This window comes from Clostridium acetobutylicum ATCC 824 (genome assembly GCF_000008765.1).
GTDB classification, from domain to species: Bacteria; Bacillota; Clostridia; order Clostridiales; family Clostridiaceae; genus Clostridium_S; species Clostridium_S acetobutylicum.
Map to the genome: position 1 here is coordinate 195,814 of NC_003030.1, position 19,334 is coordinate 215,147.

A 19,334-nucleotide genomic window follows, 5' to 3' on the forward strand; every position below is an offset into this window, starting at 1 on the left:
AAGGGAGGAGTCTTTATGAAGTTTAATTTACACAAGAGGGATAAGCTTTCAAATTTTGTATTAATGCAAAATATTTTAGCTTTAATAATTCTTGATAATTTTATAAGAGAGTCTTCGCAAATAATAAATATTATACTAGTGCTTTTTTTGATAATAGATAATTGCTTAATGATAATGTATAACAATAAGCTAAAATATATTATCTTTTCTATAAATAATTTAATAGTAGGATATCTTTATTTTGGTAGCAATTCCAAGGGAATAATGGTGTACTATTATACACTAATAATATACATTGTTGCAGTGAAAGATAAAAAATTTAAAGGTTTGCTTATACTAAATTTCGTCACATATCTTTTTGCAAATAGATTATTTTCTTCAAAATTGTTAAATTATCATTCTGTTTTAAATGTGATATTCGATTACGGAGTTAACGTGGTAATTTATTTTTTAATCAGGATTATTATTATAGAAAAATCAAATTCAAAAAAGCTTAATCAAAAGCTTAATGCCACTAAAGAAAACTATCTAGATAAAATAAGAGAGCTAGCTATAAAAAACGAAAGAACCAAAATAGCAGAAGAGTTACACGATTCTATAGGACATTCCTTAGTTGCTTTGAATATGAATTTAGAATATGCAGAAAATATTATTGATGTTGATTCTAAAAAAGCCAGTACTACTATTAAAAATTGTTATATGTTATCTAAGGATTGCATTAAGACTTTAAGAGAAGCAGTTACTATTCTTAGAGATATTGATATTACTATTATTAATCTTAAAGAAGATATCGAAAAAATGTTTTCTAAGTTTGAAAATACACAAAAATGCAAATTGAGTTTAAATCTTAGTGAAGATATTGAAAGTATTTCTGCCGAAATTAAAAGTTGTGTTTTTAAAACTTTAAGGGAGTCAATTACTAATGGTATAAAGCATGGGAAGGCAACTTATTTCAAGGTGGATATTTTCAGGGAGTTTGGCAATGTAATTATGAATATAGAAAATAACGGGGAAAAATGTGAGGAAATAGTTCCTTCAAATGGAATCATAGGCATGAAAAATAGGGTGCATTTACTTAAAGGTGAAATATCATTTATTCCAAATAGTACATGTGGATTTACTGTAAAAGTAAAAAATACCAAGTGATGAAGGGGGTCAACACAAATTAAATTCGTAAGTATTAAAGTATAGTGTTTATATCACCTTGTAGCTTATAAATAATTCTGCAGATATAAAATAAGTTCACTTCGATTACCTAATTCAAGCTTTTCAAGTATTTTAGAAACATAATTTTTTATAGTACCTTCGGTTAAAAATAAAGCTTCTGCAATAGCTCTATTACTTTTTCCTTTTAGAACGTGATTTGCAACGTCCATTTCTCTAGGTGTAAGTAAATGAAGAAGGTTTTTTTCTTGTAATGGTTTCTTTTTATCTAGAGTATTTAGTGCATTTACAAGTTTTAAAGTTACTTGAGGATTTAAAAGAACGCTTCCTTCACAAGCTGCTTTTATTGAATTGAAAATCTCCTTTGAACCTGCATCTTTCAGAACATATCCATCAGCTCCATTCTTAAGAACATCAAATATAAATTCATCTTCATTAAAGGTTGTGAGAATTATTACTTTTAAATCGGGATAATTCTCTTTAACAAGTCTAGTTGCTTCTATACCGTCCATTACAGGCATTCTTATATCCATTAATATAACATTAGGGGATTGATGTTCAAGTAAGGTTAATAGTTCTGCACCATTAGATGCTTCACCTATAACATTAAATTCGTTATTAAGACCTAATATCATTTTAAGACCTTCTCTTACAATTTCTTGATCATCAACAATTATAACGTCTATCATAATGTTACCTCCAAATTTCAATTTGTTACAAGTTTAGTTTAATAAGTGGATATCTAGAATTTAAATAAATAACAAAAATAAGACCTAAATATTCTATCTTGTTGATGATAGAATATCCATATTATAGTACTGTAGAATAAATAGTATTTTAGTTATAATTATACCATTATAATACACTAATGTTAAAGCATACTTAAGATGACTTAATAGTGTTTGTTTTTTATCTAGATTATTTTCGCATTATAGATTATTAAAGTATATTTTATATAATAGTTTTATTACAATTGTAATATTATAAAAAGAGAGTTTTATATCTTGTATATAGGTAAATAAATAAGCTTTAATAATAAATTATCAATAAAAGCCTGCTTATATTAGCATAAGAATAAAAACAGCACAGATATTTTAAGAAAAGTGTTGATAATTTATTCCATAAATGTTAGTATAAGTATGAAATAAAGTTTTAAAAATTCTATACATGAATATTTTGAGGTGTAAAATGAATTCACATTTGGAAGACCTTACTACAGAAAAAGTAAATGATGACACTGTAAACATTGATGTTATGAATACAGAAGATATGCTTAAAGCTATAAATAATGAGGATATAAAGGTGGCCTATGCGGTTCAAAAGGAAATTCACAATATAGTCAAAGCTGTAGATATTGTAAGTGAAAAATTAAAGAATAATGGAAGACTTTTTTATATTGGAGCAGGCACAAGTGGGAGGCTTGGGGTATTAGATGCATCAGAATGTCCACCAACCTATGGTACTAATCCTGAATTAGTGCAAGGTATTATAGCCGGAGGAAATGAGGCAATTCTTAAAGCTGTTGAGGGTGCTGAAGATGATGAGGACATGGGAAGAAGTATTATAAAAGAAAGAAATATGACTTCAAAGGATGTTGTAATAGGAATAACGGCGAGTGGTAGAACTCCTTTTGTAATTGGTGCTATGAAAGAAGCGAGAAAGAATGAAATTATAGCAATAGGAATCAGCAATAATAAGAATTCTTTAATAAATAAAAATGTGGATATTAAGATAACACCTATTGTGGGACCAGAGGTAATAATGGGTTCTACTAGAATGAAGGCGGGAACAGCACAAAAGCTTGTTCTTAATATGATAACTACTGCAGTAATGATAAAGCTTGGAAAAGTGTATGGAAATCTTATGATTGACCTTAGTCTGAGTAATAAAAAACTAATTGATAGAGCAGTCAGAATAATAGAACATGCAACAAAGGTAGAAAAAGAAAAGGCTATGGAGTATTTAAAGAGAGCGAACCTTAAGCCTAAGGTTGCAATAGTAATGATAAAGACAAATACAAAGAGCTATGAGGCAGAAAGATTGTTAAATATGGCAGATGGGTTTGTAACAAAGGCTATAAAATTGGGTTCTAAATAATAAATTTCTCTATAAATATGTAATTAACAATTAAAAATTATGGAGGGAAGTAAATGAAAAGGAAAGTACTTGCTATATTCGTAATCACTGCTATGTTTTCTACAATACTATTTACGGGATGTGGTTCAGAAACAGCTAATGTAAAAGATACCGCAGAGCCTAAAATAGAAAACGTTATAAAAGTGACTAGAGCTGTAGATAAGACTAAATTACCTGATGAAGCTAAAAATAGAAAAGATACATTAATAATAGGTACAGGTGTTCCTGGTGGAAATTTTATAAGCTATTATGCCCAAACACTTACAGATGCGTATATTAGTGATGTTGTTACAGATGGGTTAGTGGATTGGGATGATTCTGGAGAGCCAATTCCGGGGATAGCTAAAAAGTGGGATATATCAGATGATGGATTGACATATACTTTTCATTTGAGAGATGACGTTAAGTTTAGTGATGGAAAGCCTCTTACAGCTGATGACGTTAAGTTTTCACTAGAGCTAGTATTTGATCCTAGCTTCTCCGGTGCAGTAGATCATTCGGCAATACCGATTAAGGGTGGAGATGCCTTTAATAAGGGAACAGTAAAGGATATTGAGGGAATAAATGTTAAAGATCCACATACTATATCAGTTACGCTAAATAAGCCTAACTCGTCAATATTATATCTTATAGGTACAACTATTATTTCAAAAGATTACTTTGGCAAGGATTATGTCCCTGGAAATACGAAAGGGGTGGAGGCAAAGCTTCAAACTCCTGTAGGATGTGGGCAGTATAAGGTTACTAAGTATGTTCCAGGTCAGGAAGTAGATCTTACAGCTAATGAATACTACTGGAAGGGCACACCAAAGATTAAAAATTTGATATTTAAAGCCACTACTGAAGAAAATAAAATGCAGAATTTAAGCTCTGGAGAAACGGATATAGACACTTTTGATGGTACACCTGAAAATATAGAACAATTAAAATCAATGGGATTTCTTGATCTAACCTCATTTCCTTCTTCAAGTATTTTCTATATAGGAGTAAATTGCAAGGATTCAAAGTTTAGTGACAGAAAAGTTCGACAAGCTCTAGAGTATGGTTTAAACAGGCAAGAGATGGCAAAAACAGTTTTTAAGGGCAATGCTTATATAATAAATGAACCACAGTCTAAGGCACATGCATCTTATCTTAAGGATGTTAATGAATATAAATACAATGTGTCCAAGGCAAATAAAATGCTCGATGAAGCTGGATGGAAGAAAGGTACTGACGGGATAAGAGAAAAGAATGGACAAAAGTTTGTAATTCATTTAATGTCTTCGTCTACTAACTCTGCCCATAAGCTTGAAATACCTATAATTAAAGAGAATTATAAAAAGCTTGGTATAGATGTTGAACCTGAGCTTATGGATCTCAATACTCTTTTAAGTAAAACGGATAAAAAAGATTTTGAAGCATATTTAATGGGAACTTCCTTAGGTGCGGATGCATTATCATCAAACTTAGCGGCAAACTTTAAAACAGGTGCTCCAAGTAATAATATGTCTTACTCAAACTCAAACGTAGATGATTTAATAGATAAGGCTTATAAAGAATCGGATAAGGATAAAAGGACGGCTTTAGAGCAAAAGGTATATAAAGATATAAATGAAGACTTACCATTTATATTCACTTATCAGCCAGAAACAATATGGGTAAATAATTCAAGAGTGACAGGAATTAAGTTTTTACCATATAATTCTTTTTGCCACAATATTTATAAAGCAGAAATAAAGTAACCTATTTATTAACTTATACATGTGTCATAAGCTAAAGATAGAGGCACATGTATAAGCCTACATTTTTAGTTTACATAGTTAGACTTTGTTTTAAAGTATGCATATTAGATAAGGCATGAAGTTAAAAAGGAGGACTATAGATGTTAAGATATATAGTGAAAAGATTGCTGCAAATGATTCCAATATTAATAGGTGTATCAATTGTTATATTTATAATATTTTCACTGGCACCAGGAGATATAGTTGATAATATGGGGGTAAATAGTCATATGACAACAGCTAAGGCCTCTCAATTAAGACACCTATATCATCTAGATAAATCTAAGCCACTTCAGTATTTGTATTGGATAAAGGATGCCGCTTCGGGTAATTTTGGATATTCTCTTGAGTACAGGCAGCCAGTAAGTACTGTTATAAAAAGCTACATATGGAATTCGTTTATTCTGTCATTTATGTCTTTTATAGCAGCAATAGTTCTTGCAATACCAATAGGAATTGTATCTGCTACAAAACAATATTCAGCTTTTGATTCTATTTTTACGGTAATAGCTTTAATTGGAATATCAATACCAGCGTTTTTTATGGGGTTACTGCTTATAAAATGGTTTTGTATAGATTTTAAGATATTTCCGGTGTCTGGAATGACTACATCAGGAAGCAATGCAGCAGGTATAAAAAAATTTGGAGATATATTATACCACATGTTTTTGCCGTTTTTAGTTTTAACCTTTGAAAGTGTTGCAAGCCTTATGAGATATATGAGAACCAGTATGCTTGAGGTCATAAGACAGGATTATATAAGAACAGCTAGAGCAAAAGGGCTTAAGGAGAAGGTTGTTATATATAAGCATGCTTTGAGAAATAGTCTAATTCCTGTAATAACAATATTAGGTATGTGGCTTCCAGGACTTTTCTGTGGGGCTATAATAACAGAGCAAATATTTTCATGGCCCGGAATTGGAAGGGTAACTCTTCAGGCCGTTAGTCATAGAGATTACCCACTGCTTATGGGATTTACCATGCTAATTGCAGTACTTACGCTTCTCGGAAATCTAGTTGCAGATGTTGCTTACGCTGTTGTTGATCCTAGAATTAGACTTGAACATTAAGGGGTGATATAATGGGAAATAAAGTAAAAGCTATAGATAATAAAAAAATTATAAGCCCTACAAAAATGGCGTGGCATAGATTGAAAAAGGATAAACTAGCCTTGGCGGGACTATTCATAGTATTATTTATGATTATATTTGCAGTTTTAGGACCCGTAGTATCGTGTTATAGCACTGATACTATGGATTATAGTAATCCAACTATAGGACCAAGCCTCCATCATTTAATGGGTACAGATGAACTTGGGAGAGATATACTTACAAGGCTTATGTATGCAGGAAGAATATCTTTGGCAGTAGGGGTAGCAGCTGTTGTTGTTGAAATAATTGTTGGAAGTGCATTTGGCGCTATCGCTGGATTTTATGGTGGAATAATAGACGGCATAATTATGAGAATAGCAGATATTTTTTTATGTGTGCCTTTTTTTCCAATACTAATTACAATTGCTGCACTATTTAGTGATCTTAAGATAAAATCGCAGTTTAAGGTTCCATTTTTAATGTTCATAATCGGAATACTATCCTGGCCAGGTCTGTGTCGTATCGTAAGAGGACAAATATTGACCTTAAGGGAACAGGAATTTATGCTTGCGGCAAATGCCTTAGGAATTAAGGATAGAAAAAAGATATTTAAGCATCTTCTTCCAAACACTATTCCATCTATAATTGTATCAGCAACTTTAAATATAGGAAGTGCAATTTTAACAGAATCATCTCTTAGTTTTTTAGGTCTTGGTGTTGTTCCTCCAACTCCATCTTGGGGAAATATGGTTCAATCCGTAAGTGACCTGTATAAGCTTGAACACTACCCTTGGCTTTGGATGCCCGCAGGAATATGTATACTACTTACGGTTATGGCTATAAATCTTTTGGGTGATGGACTAAGAGATGCATTAGATCCTAAACTAAAGAAATAGGAGGGATAAAAATGTCAGAAACTTTGCTTCAGGTAAAAAATCTTAAAACATACTTTCATACAGAAGAGGGAACGGTAAAAGCTGTAGATGATGTGAGTTTTGAAATCAAAGAAAAAGAAACATTAGCAATAGTTGGTGAATCAGGGTGCGGTAAAAGTATTACTGCCATGTCAATAATGAGGCTTATTCCAAATCCTCCAGGAAAAATAGAGGGAGGAGAAATACTATTTGACGGAAAAGACCTTATTAAAATGAGGCAAAGCGATATTAGGGAGATCAGAGGAAATAAAATATCATTAATATTCCAGGAGCCTATGACATCTTTGAACCCAGTTTTTACAGTAGGAGAACAAATAGAAGAAGCACTTATATTACATAAAAAGATGGATAAAAAGCAAGCTAAACGAGAAGCTATAAAAATGCTTACGATGGTGAGGATACCTAGAGCAGAGGAAATTTATAAGGCGTATCCACATGAACTTAGTGGTGGAATGAGACAAAGGGTTGTTATAGCAATGGCTATATCCTGTAGTCCGAGACTTCTTATAGCAGATGAGCCTACAACTGCTCTAGATGTTACAATTCAAGCACAAATACTTGATATTATGAGAGAGCTTAAGGAAAAGGTTAATACATCTATAATTCTTATAACACATGATTTAGGGATTGTTGCGGAAATGGCAGATTATGTTGTTGTAATGTATGCGGGTAAGATAGTTGAAAAGGCACCTGTAATCGAGCTTTACAAAAATCCAAAACATCCTTACACTGTAGGATTATTGAAGTCAAAACCTGTTATAAATAGGCTTCAAGATAAGCTTTATTCCATTGAGGGGCAAGTGCCTAATCCACTTGATATGCCAGAGGGCTGTTACTTCAACCCAAGATGTAGTAAAGCAAAAGACATATGTAGAAAAAAGCAACCAAATCTAAAAAAGGTTTCAGAAGGACACAGCGTTTCCTGCTGGCTTTGTGAGGAGGTAAAATAGATGGAAGAAGCTATTTTAAAGGTACGAAACCTTAAAAAGTATTTTCCTATTAAGACAGGTTTTTTTAGAAAGACTACAGGGTATGTAAAAAGTGTCGATGATGTATCCTTTGACATTGCTGAAAATGAAATAATGGGGCTTGTTGGTGAATCTGGATGTGGCAAGACAACAACAGGAAGAACTCTATTAAGGCTTATGGAGAAGACTGAAGGAGAGGTTTTATATAGGGGTAAGGATCTTTTTAGCTTAAATAAAAAAAGCTTAAGGAATCTAAGACCAGAGATTCAAATGATATTTCAAGATCCTTATAGCTCGTTAAACCCAAGAATGACTGTAGGGGAAATAGTTGGAGAAGCGCTATTGGATCATAAATTGTGTACAAAATCAGAGGTTAATTATAAGGTGGAAGAGATGATAACTGCCTGTGGACTTGCATCCTATCATATGAGGAGATTCCCTCACGAATTTTCAGGAGGGCAAAGGCAGAGAATAGGTATAGCGCGTGCTCTTATATTGAATCCTAAATTTATAGTGGCAGACGAGCCAGTATCAGCTTTAGATGTTTCTATACAAGCTCAAGTCATAAATCTACTTGCCGAACTTCAAAAGAAGAAGGGGTTCTCATGTTTATTTATATCACATGATTTGAGTGTGGTTCAGCATATATGTCAAAAGATTGGTGTTATGTATCTTGGAAGTATGGTTGAACTTGCAGGGAATGAAGAACTTTTTACAAATCCACTGCATCCATATACAAAAGCTCTTCTTTCAGCAATTCCGATTCCAGACCCTACGCTTAAAAGAAATAGGATTATTCTTAAAGGAGATATCCCAAGTCCTGCAAATCCACCGAGTGGATGTAAATTTCATACAAGGTGCAATTACGCCACAGAGAAATGTTCAAAGGAGGTACCTGAATACAAGGAAGTTATAAAAGGTCATTTTGTAGCATGTCATTCATGTTAAGGTGGTTTTGTTATGAAAGAAAAATTACCTAAAAATAAAGAGAAAATTTATTTCAAAGATTTTTTAGCATTATGTATTGCATCCTTTCAAATTCTGTTACCTATCTTTATAATTGTGTTTTTGATTTTTTCAATACTTGCATTTTTAGTTGTTAAAGTGTGGGTAAAATAAGGGGAAGTGAAAGTAATGATTATAGATATAAATAGACTTGATAGAGCATTTGACCTTATAAAAGAAGGAGTCTCTAAGGGAGTTTTTCCTGGAGCAGTGGCAGCAGTAGGAACAAGAGAAAGAGTAATAAGGCTTGAGAGCTTTGGAAATAGATGTCTTTATCCAGAAAAGCTTAGTATGAATAAAGACACATTGTTTGATCTTGCATCTCTAACGAAAGTTGTAGCTACAAATACTCTTTTTATGATTTTTTTAGAGAAAGGTCTTATTTCTGTTTATGATAATGTTAGTTACTATTTAGAAAAGTTTAAGGGAAAAAATAAAGATGATGTAACTATATTTAATTTATTAACGCATACTGCTGGATTTGTACCTTGTAAACCACTATATAAGCTCTGTAAAGGTTATGAGGACTCTATAGACTATATATGTAGGTGTGGACTTTCATACAAGCCGGGTACAAAATGCGTTTATAGTGATTTTAGCTATATTTTATTGGCATACATCCTTGAAAAAATAGGAGGGGACACACTAGATATTTTGTGTGATAGGTATATTTTTAAGCCACTTTATATGGAAAACACAACCTTTAAGCCTAAGGGGAATAACATAGCAGCAACGGAAATAGATAAGAAAACTAAAAAGCCGTTAATTGGAGTATGTCATGATGAGAATGGAAGATTTTTTGGAGGAATATCAGGTCATGCAGGTTTGTTTTCTGACATATACGATTTGTGTAAGTTTTCTAATATGCTTGTCAACGAGGGAAAAGGCATAATTTCCTATGCTTCTTTTAAAGCAATGACAACTAACCATACTCTTGGACTTGAAGATAACAGAGGCTACGGCTGGTGCATTAAGGGCGATAAAAACTCCTTTATGGGAGATATAGCTTTTCCGGAAACTTTCGGACACAATGGTTTCACGGGAACCTCCCTTTGGGTAGATATTAAAAATAATATATATGCAATTCTTCTGACAAACAGGGTGCACCCAACAAGGGATAATTTAAGAATAATAAGGTTTAGAAGGGTATTTAGCAACGCTGTTTTGGCTTCATTAACTAGATAACAGGGGTGATGGTTATGATTGATGTAAAAAAGCTTCCTCTTGATATAAAAATAGGACAAATGATAATGGCAGGGTTTACTTCAAAGCATTACGATTCTTCTTTGGAAAAACTGATTACAGATGATAAGATAGGAAATTTCATATTGTTTTCGAGAAATATAGAAGAGAAAAATCAGCTCACAAGGCTTACAGAGGATATTCAAAAAGGACTAGAAATCAATATTAAAATTCCAGGAATTATTTCTGTTGATCAAGAAGGTGGAATGGTTACAAGAATAAATTCAGGGACTACAATATTTCCTGGAAATATGGCTTTTGCAGCAGCAAATCATCCACATAGCACTTTTAGACAGGGAAAAATTGAGGGAGAAGAGCTTAGAGGTTTGGGTGTAAATATGAATCTAGCACCAGTTATGGATGTGAACTGTAATCCCAGTAACCCAGTTATAGGAGTTAGGTCTTATAGTGATAGTCCTGAAAAAGTAGCAGAACTGGGTTTGGAATTAATAAAAGGTTTAAAAGAAAGTAAGGTAGTTCCAGTTGCAAAGCATTTCCCGGGACATGGAGATACGGATGTGGATTCTCACCTTAGTTTGCCTGTAGTAAAGCATTCTATTAAAAGGCTTCGTAAAGTCGAGCTTCTTCCATTTAAGACTGCAATAGAAAATGGAATTGATGCAATAATGTCAGCACATGTGCTCTTTCCAGAAATAGAACCCAAAAGGCTTCCTGCTACACTTTCATATAGGGTTCTTACAGATTTATTAAGAAATAAAATGGGTTTTAAGGGCATTATAATAACAGATTGCATGGAGATGAAGGCTATAGCAGAGTTCTATGGCAGTGATAAGGCAGCAGTTATGGCAATTAAAGCAGGAGCAGATTTAATTTGTATATCCCATAGTGCGGCGGTACAGAAAGCTTGTATACGTAGAATTAAAGAAGCAGTAATAAATAAAGAAATCTCTGAAGAGAGAATAAATGAATCAGTAAAAAGAATTCTAGAAATAAAAGAGAAATATAGCATTTCATTTAATACAGTCAAAAGAAACTATGATATAAATAATAGTCTTTTCGCAGAAGAAATAAGTGATAAAAGCATAACACTTCTAAAGAACGATAAAAGTTTAATCCCACTTAAAGGAAGGATTGTATCCATATCTACAAAAGCAGTAGCACTTACTGGGGCTGAAGATAATATGAGCCTAAACAATTCTTTTTGTCATAAATTAAAAGAGAACTTTGGTGGCAGTGAATTTCAAATACCAATTAATCCCCATAAAGAAATAATAGATAAAATATTAGAAAAATGCCTAGATGCAGATAGTATAGTAATAGGTATTTATAATGCATACAATCATGAAGGTCAAAGAAAACTTGTGAATGAAATAAGTAAGGTTAATCCTAATATAGTACTGGTATCCTTAAGGAATCCCTATGATTTTTTATATTTTAAGGAAGTTTCAGCTTATATAAATGCCTATGAATACACTAATTTGTCAGTAAAAAGTGTAATTAAAGTATTATCGGGAAGAGTAGAGGCTCAAGGGATTTCACCAGTTAGACTTTAGAAGGGGAGATTATATGAAGTATGTTATAGGAATAGACGGTGGTGGAAGTAAAACTCATATGAAAATTTCAACTCTCGATTACAAAGTGCTTTTAGAAGTATTTAAGGGGCCTTCGAATATAAATTCTTCAACAAAGGAAGAAGTAAAAAGGGTACTTCAGGAACTGATAATGGAGGGTTTAGGTAAATTAGGGCAATCATTAGAAGAATGTTCTGCAATATGTATTGGAACTGCAGGAGCGGATAGGACAGAGGATAAAAGTATTATAGAGGATATGATAAGGTCTTTAGGCTATATGGGCAAAATTATAGTAGTTAATGATGCTGAAATAGCCCTTGCAGGAGGTATTGAGAAAAGAGAAGGAATTATAGTTATAAGTGGAACGGGGTCTATCTGTTATGGCAGAAATAAAGAAGGAAGAAGTGCTCGCTCAGGTGGGTGGGGACATATTATAGGAGATGAGGGAAGTGGTTATGATATAGGTATAAAGGCAATAAAAGCAGCCCTTAAAAGCTTTGACAAAAGAGGAGAAAAAACGATTTTAGAGGGCGATATTCTAGACTTTCTAAAGCTAAAAAGCCATGAAGATTTGATAAATTATATATATAGGAGTGGCGTAACAAAAAAGGAAATAGCCAGCTTAACTAGAGTAGTAAATTCTGCATATATAAAAGGTGATTTAGTTTCTAAAAGAATACTTAAAGAGGCAGCAAGAGAGCTTTTTTTAAGTGTTAAAGCTGTAGTAGAGGTTCTTAGTATGCAGAACAAGAAGGTAGTATTAACCACAGCTGGAGGCGTTATTAATAATATTAACTACTTATATGATGAGTTTAGAAAGTTTTTAAATTTGAATTATCCTAAGGTAAAGATAATCTCTATGAAAAACGATTCTGCCTTTGGTGCTGTAATTATAGCAAGAAGTGAGTGTGATTAAATGGAAATTAAAGAGACATATGATTTTAGTAGCATTGTAGATTTGTGGAATAAAAACATAGGTACAGTGTATCCGATGAATTTAGAACTTTTTAAGCAAAACTATATTAATGATAGGCAAAGAAAAAAAATAATGGGTGCTTTTAATGGTGAAATACTAATAGGCTTTGTTATATATAAACAGTGGACATATAAAAGTGGATCTTTAAAGCCCAACCATAAGATAGGATATATAAATTCAATCATAGTGGATATAAACTTTAGGCATCAAGGGATAGGAACTAAGTTATTAGATGCTGCTGAAGAGGAATTAATCAATTCGGGAGTTAAAATACTTCGTTGTGGTAGTGACACCTATCACTTTTTTCCTGGAATACCTTTAGAATGTTTACCTTCGGAAGAGTTTTTTTTAGTTAGAGGTTATAAAATGCAAGACTATTTTTATGATTTAATAGGAGATGTATCTAAAGTGGATTTTAAAAAACCTTCTATAAAAGATGGTTTTAAGGTTAATGTAATGAAGCCAGAAGATAGGAAGGGGCTCTTTGAATTTTTAGAAAAAAGCTTTAGTGGAAGATGGCTTGAAGAATTTATTGAATTTTTTCAGGTAGGAATGAAGGAAAGAGATATTGTACTTATAAAGTATAAGACCTCTGTTATTGGGTTCTCACATATATATGATAACAAAAGTAGTTTTATAGGTCCGCCTATATATTGGAAAGCATTACTTGGGCATAACTACGGTGGTTTAGGACCTATAGGGATAGACAAGACATATAGAAAACAAGGGCTTGGGAGGCTTTTGCTATACGAATCACTACAGATTTTGAAAAAAAGAGAAGTTAAGAAAATGGTTATAGATTGGACTGAAAAAGATATTATAAATTTTTATGGAAGGTTTAATTTTATGCCTTGGAAAGCATATAGAAAAGCAACCAAAGAGGTAAAAGATGGCAAGGGTTAAAACAGGAATAGATAATATAAAAGAATATATGGACATTTTTAAAGGAAAAAGAGTAGGACTTATTACTAATACAACGGGATATAATAGTGAGTTTAAAAGTACTATAGATGTATTGAGAGAGGAATGTGATTTGCGAGCATTATATTCTCCTGAGCATGGAATAAGAGGTGAAGTTCAAGCAGGGGATAAGGTTACAAACTATGTAGACTTTAGAACTGGAATAATTGTATACAGTCTTTATGGTGAGAGTAGAAGACCATCAAAGAATATGCTTAAAGATATTGATGTTATCATTTTTGATATTCAGGATGTTGGAGCCAGATGCTATACCTATCTATATACCATGTCGTATGCTATGGAAAGCTGTAGAGAATTTGATAAGGAATTTGTAGTTTTGGACAGACCTAACCCCATTAATGGAGAAGAGGTGGAGGGGAATATTTTAGATTTAAGATATAAATCCTTTGTTGGACGTTATCCTATACCTCAGAGGTATGGGCTTACAATAGGAGAAACAGCAAGACTTTTTAATTCTGAGTTTTCTATAGGATGCAAGCTAACAGTTGTTCCTATTAAGGGATGGGAAAGAGATATGTATTACGAAGATACGGGATTAAGTTGGATTATGCCATCGCCTAATATGCCTTCGGTTGATACAGCATTAGTATATCCTGGTACATGTATTTTTGAGGGGACAAATATTTCAGAAGGAAGGGGCACAACTAAGCCTTTTGAAATTATCGGTGCACCTTGGCTAGATGGAGTTAAAATTGCAGATAAAATGAATGCATTTGGACTAGATGGGGTAAAATTCAGACCAATAGCTTTTAGACCTACATTTTCAAAGTACTCAGGTGAGCTCTGCTTAGGAGTACAAATCCATGTTATAGACAGAAAGCTATACAAACCGGTTAAAACTGGACTTTTTCTTTATGAAATTATAAAAGGAGAAAGTAAAGATAAATTTCAATTCACTATTGTAAATGGCGATAGAATAAAATATGGTATTGATTTTTTAATTGGTAATAGTGTTATTAGAAAAACTGAGCATGGTGTAAGAAATATAATTATGAAATGGCAAAATGAAGCTGAAGGTTTTGAAAAATTAAAAAATAAATATCACTTGTATCCATAATTCTCACGTTTATATAAAACAGTTGGAGTTCATGGACTTTTTTAAGATATGAAGACTATAAATATGGAGTCCATTAACTCCAAATACTTTTAGCAATATCTTTATGAGGAGAGTAAGTATTACCATGGTATGCATGGTGCACCAGATAAAATGTAGGAACTATTAGTGAAGACTATACATAAGAACAGTACACCTAAAGTTAACACAGAGATTAAAAACCTATGCTTCTTTAACACAGTTATCACATCCTTTCTTAAACAAAGTTTTTAGTGAAACTATATATTTCTTTAAGTGATTGAATATCGTCTATTTCTAAGTAAAAGCCCAATAGCTTATACATAATGGCAAGGTTTATAGAATTATCTTTTCCTGTAAGTATAAAAAATTGACTCTTTATATATGCTATTCCATCAAGATTATTTTGTGTTTTGTAGACCTCTACTAACTCACATAATATGTCTTTAATTAAATAATAATGTGTATACTTTTTTGAAAGCTCAAGTGATTTTAGAAAATATTTTTCTGAAGTATCAAAAGCTTTTAGTCTTTTAAAGATTTTACCGATTTCAAAGTAAAATCTAGGCATATTCTTATAATTTTCATCAATATAAACTATATACTCCATTATCTTATTAGAAGTTTCACGTGCTTTATCATATTCACCTAAATTCAAGTAGATTTCAGATATATTAATAAAGCTAAGTACGTATTTATCATAGCTTTTCTCGTCAATAGATTTAAGGACCTTATTGTATAAAGTTAAACTTTCCTCATATTTGCCAATGTATTGGAGACAAAGAGATTTTTGAAGTAAAACCTGATAGTATTTATCCGTATTTGTATTTTTTATTGTTTTTTCAAGTTTATTTAAATTTCTAATAGCTTTGTCATATTCTTTAAGCTCTGTATAACAGAGAGCACTATTGAACAAAAATATGCAAAAATATTCTTCGCTCATATGGTCAAATCGATCCATAGCAAACTCGCAACATTTTATATTGTACTCGTATTTTCCCATATAGAAGTAGACCATGGAGAGTTTTCTTAGTATAGAAAGCATGTGATTGTCATGTATGTCTAAATCAGCTAAAGCCTTAGCTTTTTCATAGTAAATAGAGCTGTTATAAAAATCGTCAATACTACAAAAGTAATCACCTGCAAGCTCGAAGATTATAATTTTTTTGTCAATGAAGTTCCAGGTTGATAAAAACTTTTCGACTTCTGTCAATTTGGTTGAGAAGCTTGTGTCTTTATATACAGTTAAATCCTTAAGTTCTTTTATATACTCATTGAGAATCTTATTAGCTTGATCTTTTTCATCTTCAATAAGATAAGCTAATTCTACTTCTACAGAAATATTTCTTGTATTGCAAATTTTCTGTAAATTCTTAAAAATAACTTGCGCAGCTTTTTTAGTTAATTTGGCTTTATTATGCTCTATTTGACTTATAAGATTTCTTGTTATCTCAGCTCCCGCTAATTCCTCTTGTTTTAATCCATATTTCTTTCTAATGGTTTTGAGTTTTTCGCCGGAGGATATTATTTTATAACTTTCCATAAAAAACCCACTCCTAATGGTACAAAGTATGTTGTTATGGTAATTGTAGCACCAATGCATTTATATGTAAAACCAGTTATTTAACATATTTCACACTAGAAATAAGCTTTTAAAGAAGTATGTTATTTAAAGTCTTAATTTTATGATATTCCTAAGGGGATTGCCATAAACCATAAATATTACATAAAAATAGACATAATATTATAAAAAATCCAACATAGTGTGATGTTGGATTTTTTTAAAGTAGTCTACAACATTTTTGCAGCGGCTTTATCAATTATTATTGTAGTATCATTGTGAAGTTGGAGAATTGAAGCAGGTACTTCAGGTGATATTTTTCCATTAACCATTTTAAATATTGCTTCAGCCTTTTTTTCGCCGTTTGCTAAAAGTAATATCTTTTTAGACTGCATTATTGTCTTTATTCCCATACTTAGAGCAGAGGTTGGAACTTCATTTTTTGAGTTAAAGAATCTTGAATTTGCTTCTATAGTTTTTTCATCTAATTTTACAAGATGAGTTTTAGCTTCGAAATTAATGTCTGGTTCATTAAAACCTATATGGCCATTTTCACCAATACCTAGGACTTGAATATCTATTCCGCCAGAAGATAAAATTTTATTATCATAGCTTTTGCACTCATTTTCAATGTCAGATGTAGTTCCATCCAGTATATTTATGTTCTCATTTTTTATATTTGTGAATTTAAAGAAATTATTTTTCATGTAATAGTGATAGCTTTGAGGGTTATCATCAGAAACTCCATAGTATTCATCAAGATTAAAGGTCTGTACCTTGGAAAAGTTTAGATTCTCTTTATTATATAAATTTATCAGTTCTTTATACATTCCTAGAGGAGTGCCTCCAGTAGCTAATCCAAGAACACTATTTTCCTTCAAAATTATCTGACTTGCAATTATTTTAGCTGCAAATTTACTCATTTCATCATAATCATTAACAGTTACTATTTTCAATTATATCTCCTCCTATGATTGTAAGTTTAATTTCAAAAGCATCATTAAATATAGTTATATCTGAATCCTTACCATTATTTAAACTTCCCTTTTTATCAAATACATTTATATTTTTTGCTGGATTTATAGTGGCAAGTTTTACTGCTTCGTTAAGTTTTAAATCTGTATTTTCATATACATTTTTTATGGCTTTATTTAAAGTTAATATACTTCCGGCTAAAGTTCCGTTCTCAAGTCTTGCAGAATCATCTTTAACTATGACTTTCTGTCCGCCAAGTTCTGAAACTCCATCACCTAAACCTCCCGCTCTCATACAATCAGTTATTAGGGTTATATTGTTAGTACCGATTGTTTTTATAAGAATCTTGTATATATCAGGATGAAGATGAATTTTATCTGCTATTATTTCAGATGGAATATTATTGTTAAATATAGCGCCTATTACGCCTAAATTTCTGTGAGTTAAAGGTGTCATTGCGTTAAACATATGAGTAACATGATTTATTCCATTTTTAATTGCATTTACAGCTTCGTCATAGGAGGCATTTGAGTGACCTATTGATAAAACTATATCTGAATTCTTTTTAACAGTTTTTATGAATTCGAGATTTTCATCCTCTTCAGGTGCTAAAGTTATTATCTTTATAATATCTATATAGTCCTTAATAAAATCATAATCAGGCTTTAATATGTGAGTTTTAGCTTGCGCACCCTTAAATTTTTCGCTTATAAAAGGACCTTCAAGATGGGCACCTAGAATATTAGCACCACCTAAGCACTTTGTACTCGCTTCTCTTATAGTATCTAAGGCAGTATAAATTTTTTGTCTGTCCATTGTCATGGTAGTTGGTAGGAAAGATGTAACACCATTTTTTGTTATATCTCTACTTATGGTTTTAAGAGCATCGAGGGTTCCATCCATAGTATCTGCACCACTGAAACCATGTATATGAACATCTATAAAACCAGGAGAAACGTAGTTGCCTTCTGCATCTATTACATAAGTTGTTTTCCTATCAAGGTTTTTTTCATCTACAATATCTATTATTTTTTCATCAAATAGTAAAACTTTATTTTCAAGTATGCTATCTTCGGTAATTATTTTTCCGTTAATTATAGCTTTCATACTTTCACTTCCTCTAAGTTAATATTACTTCATATTTATATTTTTCACTTCTATATATTGATTTTGTGTATTCAATAGGAACTCCATCCTTTCTATAGGTGAGTCTTCGAAAAAGAAGGGCTAAGGAATTACCTACTTGATTTAAGAATTTTGCCTCATAGTCTGTTAGCATGATAGGTTCAATAGTTTGTTTTGCCTTTGTAGGCTCATAGCCATATTTCTCTCTAAAGGTATTGTATAGAGATTTCCCATCAATAACTTCTTTTGTCATATCACTAAATAAATACAAGGGAAGTACAACAGTTTCTATTGCAGAGGGATCATTATCTGTTAATCTAAGACGTATTATTTCTATAACTTTCATTTTCTTATGTGGAAGTTCCAATAAGGTGCTTATATGTTTTGTGGCAGTTTTTATTTCAAAGGATAGTATTTTTGTACTTATGTTTAGGCCCTTTTCCCTCATTTCTTCAGTAAAACTCTTTAGCTTTGTCAGTTGTTGTTTCTCCTTTTTTTTGGCTACAAAGGTTCCCTTACCTTGCTCCCTATAGAGAATACCTTCAGACACTAATGATAGAATTGCTTTATTTACAGTCATTCTACTTATTTTCTGGATTTCACAAAGTTCTCTTTCAGTAGGAATAGTATCTCCAGGAAGCAATTCTTCATTTTCGATCATTTCCTGTAAAATCATCTTGAGCTGATAATGAAGAGGAAGAGGACTTGATTTTGATACTATCTTCAAATTATTCAGTCCTTCCTATAATAAACTTTTATTTACAAGTCTATTGTATCATCATATTGACATGTTGTATATACCAATTTA

The 19,334-nt window shown here is 31.9% G+C and carries 18 protein-coding genes; 13 read left to right on the forward strand and 5 right to left on the reverse strand.

Features of this window, described 5'->3' with window-relative positions; translation table 11 throughout:
- Positions 1-15 precede the first annotated feature (15 nt).
- On the forward strand, positions 16-1,146 hold the full coding sequence (locus tag CA_RS00990; protein WP_024026197.1) for a sensor histidine kinase: 1,131 nt from the start codon (positions 16-18) through the stop codon (positions 1,144-1,146).
- 65 nt (positions 1,147-1,211) lie between these two features.
- Here CA_RS00990 and CA_RS00995 read toward each other — a convergent pair whose 3' ends face one another.
- Positions 1,212-1,853: a response regulator transcription factor gene (locus CA_RS00995; protein WP_010963498.1), complete on the reverse strand. Its 642-nt coding sequence runs from the start codon at positions 1,851-1,853 to the stop codon at positions 1,212-1,214.
- A gap of 499 nt (positions 1,854-2,352) precedes the next feature.
- On the opposite strand from CA_RS00995, the gene murQ reads away from it, so the two are divergent.
- The 12 genes from murQ (at position 2,353) to CA_RS01055 (ending at position 14,850) form a co-directional block, all read left to right on the forward strand.
- Positions 2,353-3,261: an N-acetylmuramic acid 6-phosphate etherase gene (gene murQ / locus CA_RS01000; RefSeq protein ID WP_010963499.1), complete on the forward strand. Its 909-nt coding sequence runs from the start codon at positions 2,353-2,355 to the stop codon at positions 3,259-3,261.
- 53 nt (positions 3,262-3,314) lie between these two features.
- The gene (locus CA_RS01005) at positions 3,315-5,024 is read left to right on the forward strand and encodes an ABC transporter substrate-binding protein (protein WP_010963500.1); all 1,710 of its coding nucleotides are present in this window, start codon (positions 3,315-3,317) and stop codon (positions 5,022-5,024) included.
- A 140-nt stretch (positions 5,025-5,164) separates the two neighbouring features.
- Positions 5,165-6,133, forward strand: coding sequence for an ABC transporter permease (locus CA_RS01010; RefSeq protein ID WP_010963501.1), 969 nt, complete (start codon positions 5,165-5,167; stop codon positions 6,131-6,133).
- Between the two features lie 11 nt (positions 6,134-6,144).
- Positions 6,145-7,050, forward strand: coding sequence for an oligopeptide ABC transporter permease (gene opp4C / locus CA_RS01015; protein WP_010963502.1), 906 nt, complete (start codon positions 6,145-6,147; stop codon positions 7,048-7,050).
- An 11-nt stretch (positions 7,051-7,061) separates the two neighbouring features.
- Complete coding sequence (locus CA_RS01020) at positions 7,062-8,039, forward strand: ABC transporter ATP-binding protein (protein WP_010963503.1); 978 nt, start codon at positions 7,062-7,064, stop codon at positions 8,037-8,039.
- Positions 8,040-9,005, forward strand: a complete 966-nt coding sequence (locus tag CA_RS01025; protein WP_010963504.1) for an ABC transporter ATP-binding protein — start codon at positions 8,040-8,042, stop codon at positions 9,003-9,005.
- Positions 9,006-9,017: 12 nt separating this feature from the next.
- Entirely contained in the window at positions 9,018-9,176 is a 159-nt protein-coding gene (locus CA_RS01030; protein ID WP_013913507.1) for a hypothetical protein, read from the forward strand.
- A 15-nt stretch (positions 9,177-9,191) separates the two neighbouring features.
- The gene (locus tag CA_RS01035) at positions 9,192-10,247 is read left to right on the forward strand and encodes a serine hydrolase domain-containing protein (RefSeq protein WP_010963505.1); all 1,056 of its coding nucleotides are present in this window, start codon (positions 9,192-9,194) and stop codon (positions 10,245-10,247) included.
- A 14-nt stretch (positions 10,248-10,261) separates the two neighbouring features.
- Positions 10,262-11,818, forward strand: a complete 1,557-nt coding sequence (gene nagZ, locus CA_RS01040; protein ID WP_014518816.1) for a beta-N-acetylhexosaminidase — start codon at positions 10,262-10,264, stop codon at positions 11,816-11,818.
- Between the two features lie 13 nt (positions 11,819-11,831).
- Positions 11,832-12,752: an N-acetylglucosamine kinase gene (locus CA_RS01045; protein WP_010963507.1), complete on the forward strand. Its 921-nt coding sequence runs from the start codon at positions 11,832-11,834 to the stop codon at positions 12,750-12,752.
- Entirely contained in the window at positions 12,753-13,715 is a 963-nt protein-coding gene (locus CA_RS01050) for a GNAT family N-acetyltransferase (protein ID WP_010963508.1), read from the forward strand.
- Complete coding sequence (locus tag CA_RS01055) at positions 13,702-14,850, forward strand: exo-beta-N-acetylmuramidase NamZ family protein (protein WP_010963509.1); 1,149 nt, start codon at positions 13,702-13,704, stop codon at positions 14,848-14,850. Before CA_RS01050 ends, CA_RS01055 begins: the two co-directional genes overlap by 14 nt.
- 253 nt (positions 14,851-15,103) lie before the next feature.
- Here the strand turns inward: CA_RS01055 and CA_RS01060 are convergent, their stop codons facing one another.
- The 4 genes from CA_RS01060 to CA_RS01075 all read right to left on the reverse strand — a co-directional run bounded on the left by CA_RS01060 (position 15,104) and on the right by CA_RS01075 (position 19,253).
- Positions 15,104-16,408, reverse strand: a complete 1,305-nt coding sequence (locus tag CA_RS01060; RefSeq protein ID WP_010963510.1) for a helix-turn-helix domain-containing protein — start codon at positions 16,406-16,408, stop codon at positions 15,104-15,106.
- 248 nt (positions 16,409-16,656) lie between these two features.
- Positions 16,657-17,382: a glucosamine-6-phosphate deaminase gene (gene nagB, locus CA_RS01065; RefSeq protein WP_010963511.1), complete on the reverse strand. Its 726-nt coding sequence runs from the start codon at positions 17,380-17,382 to the stop codon at positions 16,657-16,659.
- Positions 17,363-18,508 (reverse strand): N-acetylglucosamine-6-phosphate deacetylase, encoded by a 1,146-nt coding sequence (nagA, locus tag CA_RS01070; RefSeq protein ID WP_010963512.1) that lies wholly within the window; start codon positions 18,506-18,508, stop codon positions 17,363-17,365. Before nagA ends, nagB begins: the two co-directional genes overlap by 20 nt.
- Positions 18,509-18,521: 13 nt before the next feature.
- Positions 18,522-19,253, reverse strand: a complete 732-nt coding sequence (locus CA_RS01075; RefSeq protein WP_010963513.1) for a GntR family transcriptional regulator — start codon at positions 19,251-19,253, stop codon at positions 18,522-18,524.
- Positions 19,254-19,334: the final 81 nt, after the last annotated feature.

Excerpts from the sequence above, each read along its gene's own strand:
- CA_RS01010 (WP_010963501.1), top strand. The coding sequence starts at position 5,165 with ATGTTAAGATATATAGTGAAAAGATTGCTGCAAATGATTCCAATATTA.
- CA_RS01050 (WP_010963508.1), top strand. The coding sequence starts at position 12,753 with ATGGAAATTAAAGAGACATATGATTTTAGTAGCATTGTAGATTTGTGG.
- CA_RS01020 (WP_010963503.1), top strand. The coding sequence starts at position 7,062 with ATGTCAGAAACTTTGCTTCAGGTAAAAAATCTTAAAACATACTTTCAT.
- CA_RS01035 (WP_010963505.1), top strand. The coding sequence starts at position 9,192 with ATGATTATAGATATAAATAGACTTGATAGAGCATTTGACCTTATAAAA.
- CA_RS01055 (WP_010963509.1), top strand. The coding sequence starts at position 13,702 with ATGGCAAGGGTTAAAACAGGAATAGATAATATAAAAGAATATATGGAC.
- nagA (WP_010963512.1), bottom strand. The coding sequence starts at position 18,508 with ATGAAAGCTATAATTAACGGAAAAATAATTACCGAAGATAGCATACTT.
- CA_RS00995 (WP_010963498.1), bottom strand. The coding sequence starts at position 1,853 with ATGATAGACGTTATAATTGTTGATGATCAAGAAATTGTAAGAGAAGGT.
- CA_RS01030 (WP_013913507.1), top strand. The coding sequence starts at position 9,018 with ATGAAAGAAAAATTACCTAAAAATAAAGAGAAAATTTATTTCAAAGAT.
- CA_RS00990 (WP_024026197.1), top strand. The coding sequence starts at position 16 with ATGAAGTTTAATTTACACAAGAGGGATAAGCTTTCAAATTTTGTATTA.
- CA_RS01005 (WP_010963500.1), top strand. The coding sequence starts at position 3,315 with ATGAAAAGGAAAGTACTTGCTATATTCGTAATCACTGCTATGTTTTCT.
- opp4C (WP_010963502.1), top strand. The coding sequence starts at position 6,145 with ATGGGAAATAAAGTAAAAGCTATAGATAATAAAAAAATTATAAGCCCT.
- CA_RS01025 (WP_010963504.1), top strand. The coding sequence starts at position 8,040 with ATGGAAGAAGCTATTTTAAAGGTACGAAACCTTAAAAAGTATTTTCCT.
- CA_RS01060 (WP_010963510.1), bottom strand. The coding sequence starts at position 16,408 with ATGGAAAGTTATAAAATAATATCCTCCGGCGAAAAACTCAAAACCATT.
- nagZ (WP_014518816.1), top strand. The coding sequence starts at position 10,262 with ATGATTGATGTAAAAAAGCTTCCTCTTGATATAAAAATAGGACAAATG.
- CA_RS01045 (WP_010963507.1), top strand. The coding sequence starts at position 11,832 with ATGAAGTATGTTATAGGAATAGACGGTGGTGGAAGTAAAACTCATATG.
- murQ (WP_010963499.1), top strand. The coding sequence starts at position 2,353 with ATGAATTCACATTTGGAAGACCTTACTACAGAAAAAGTAAATGATGAC.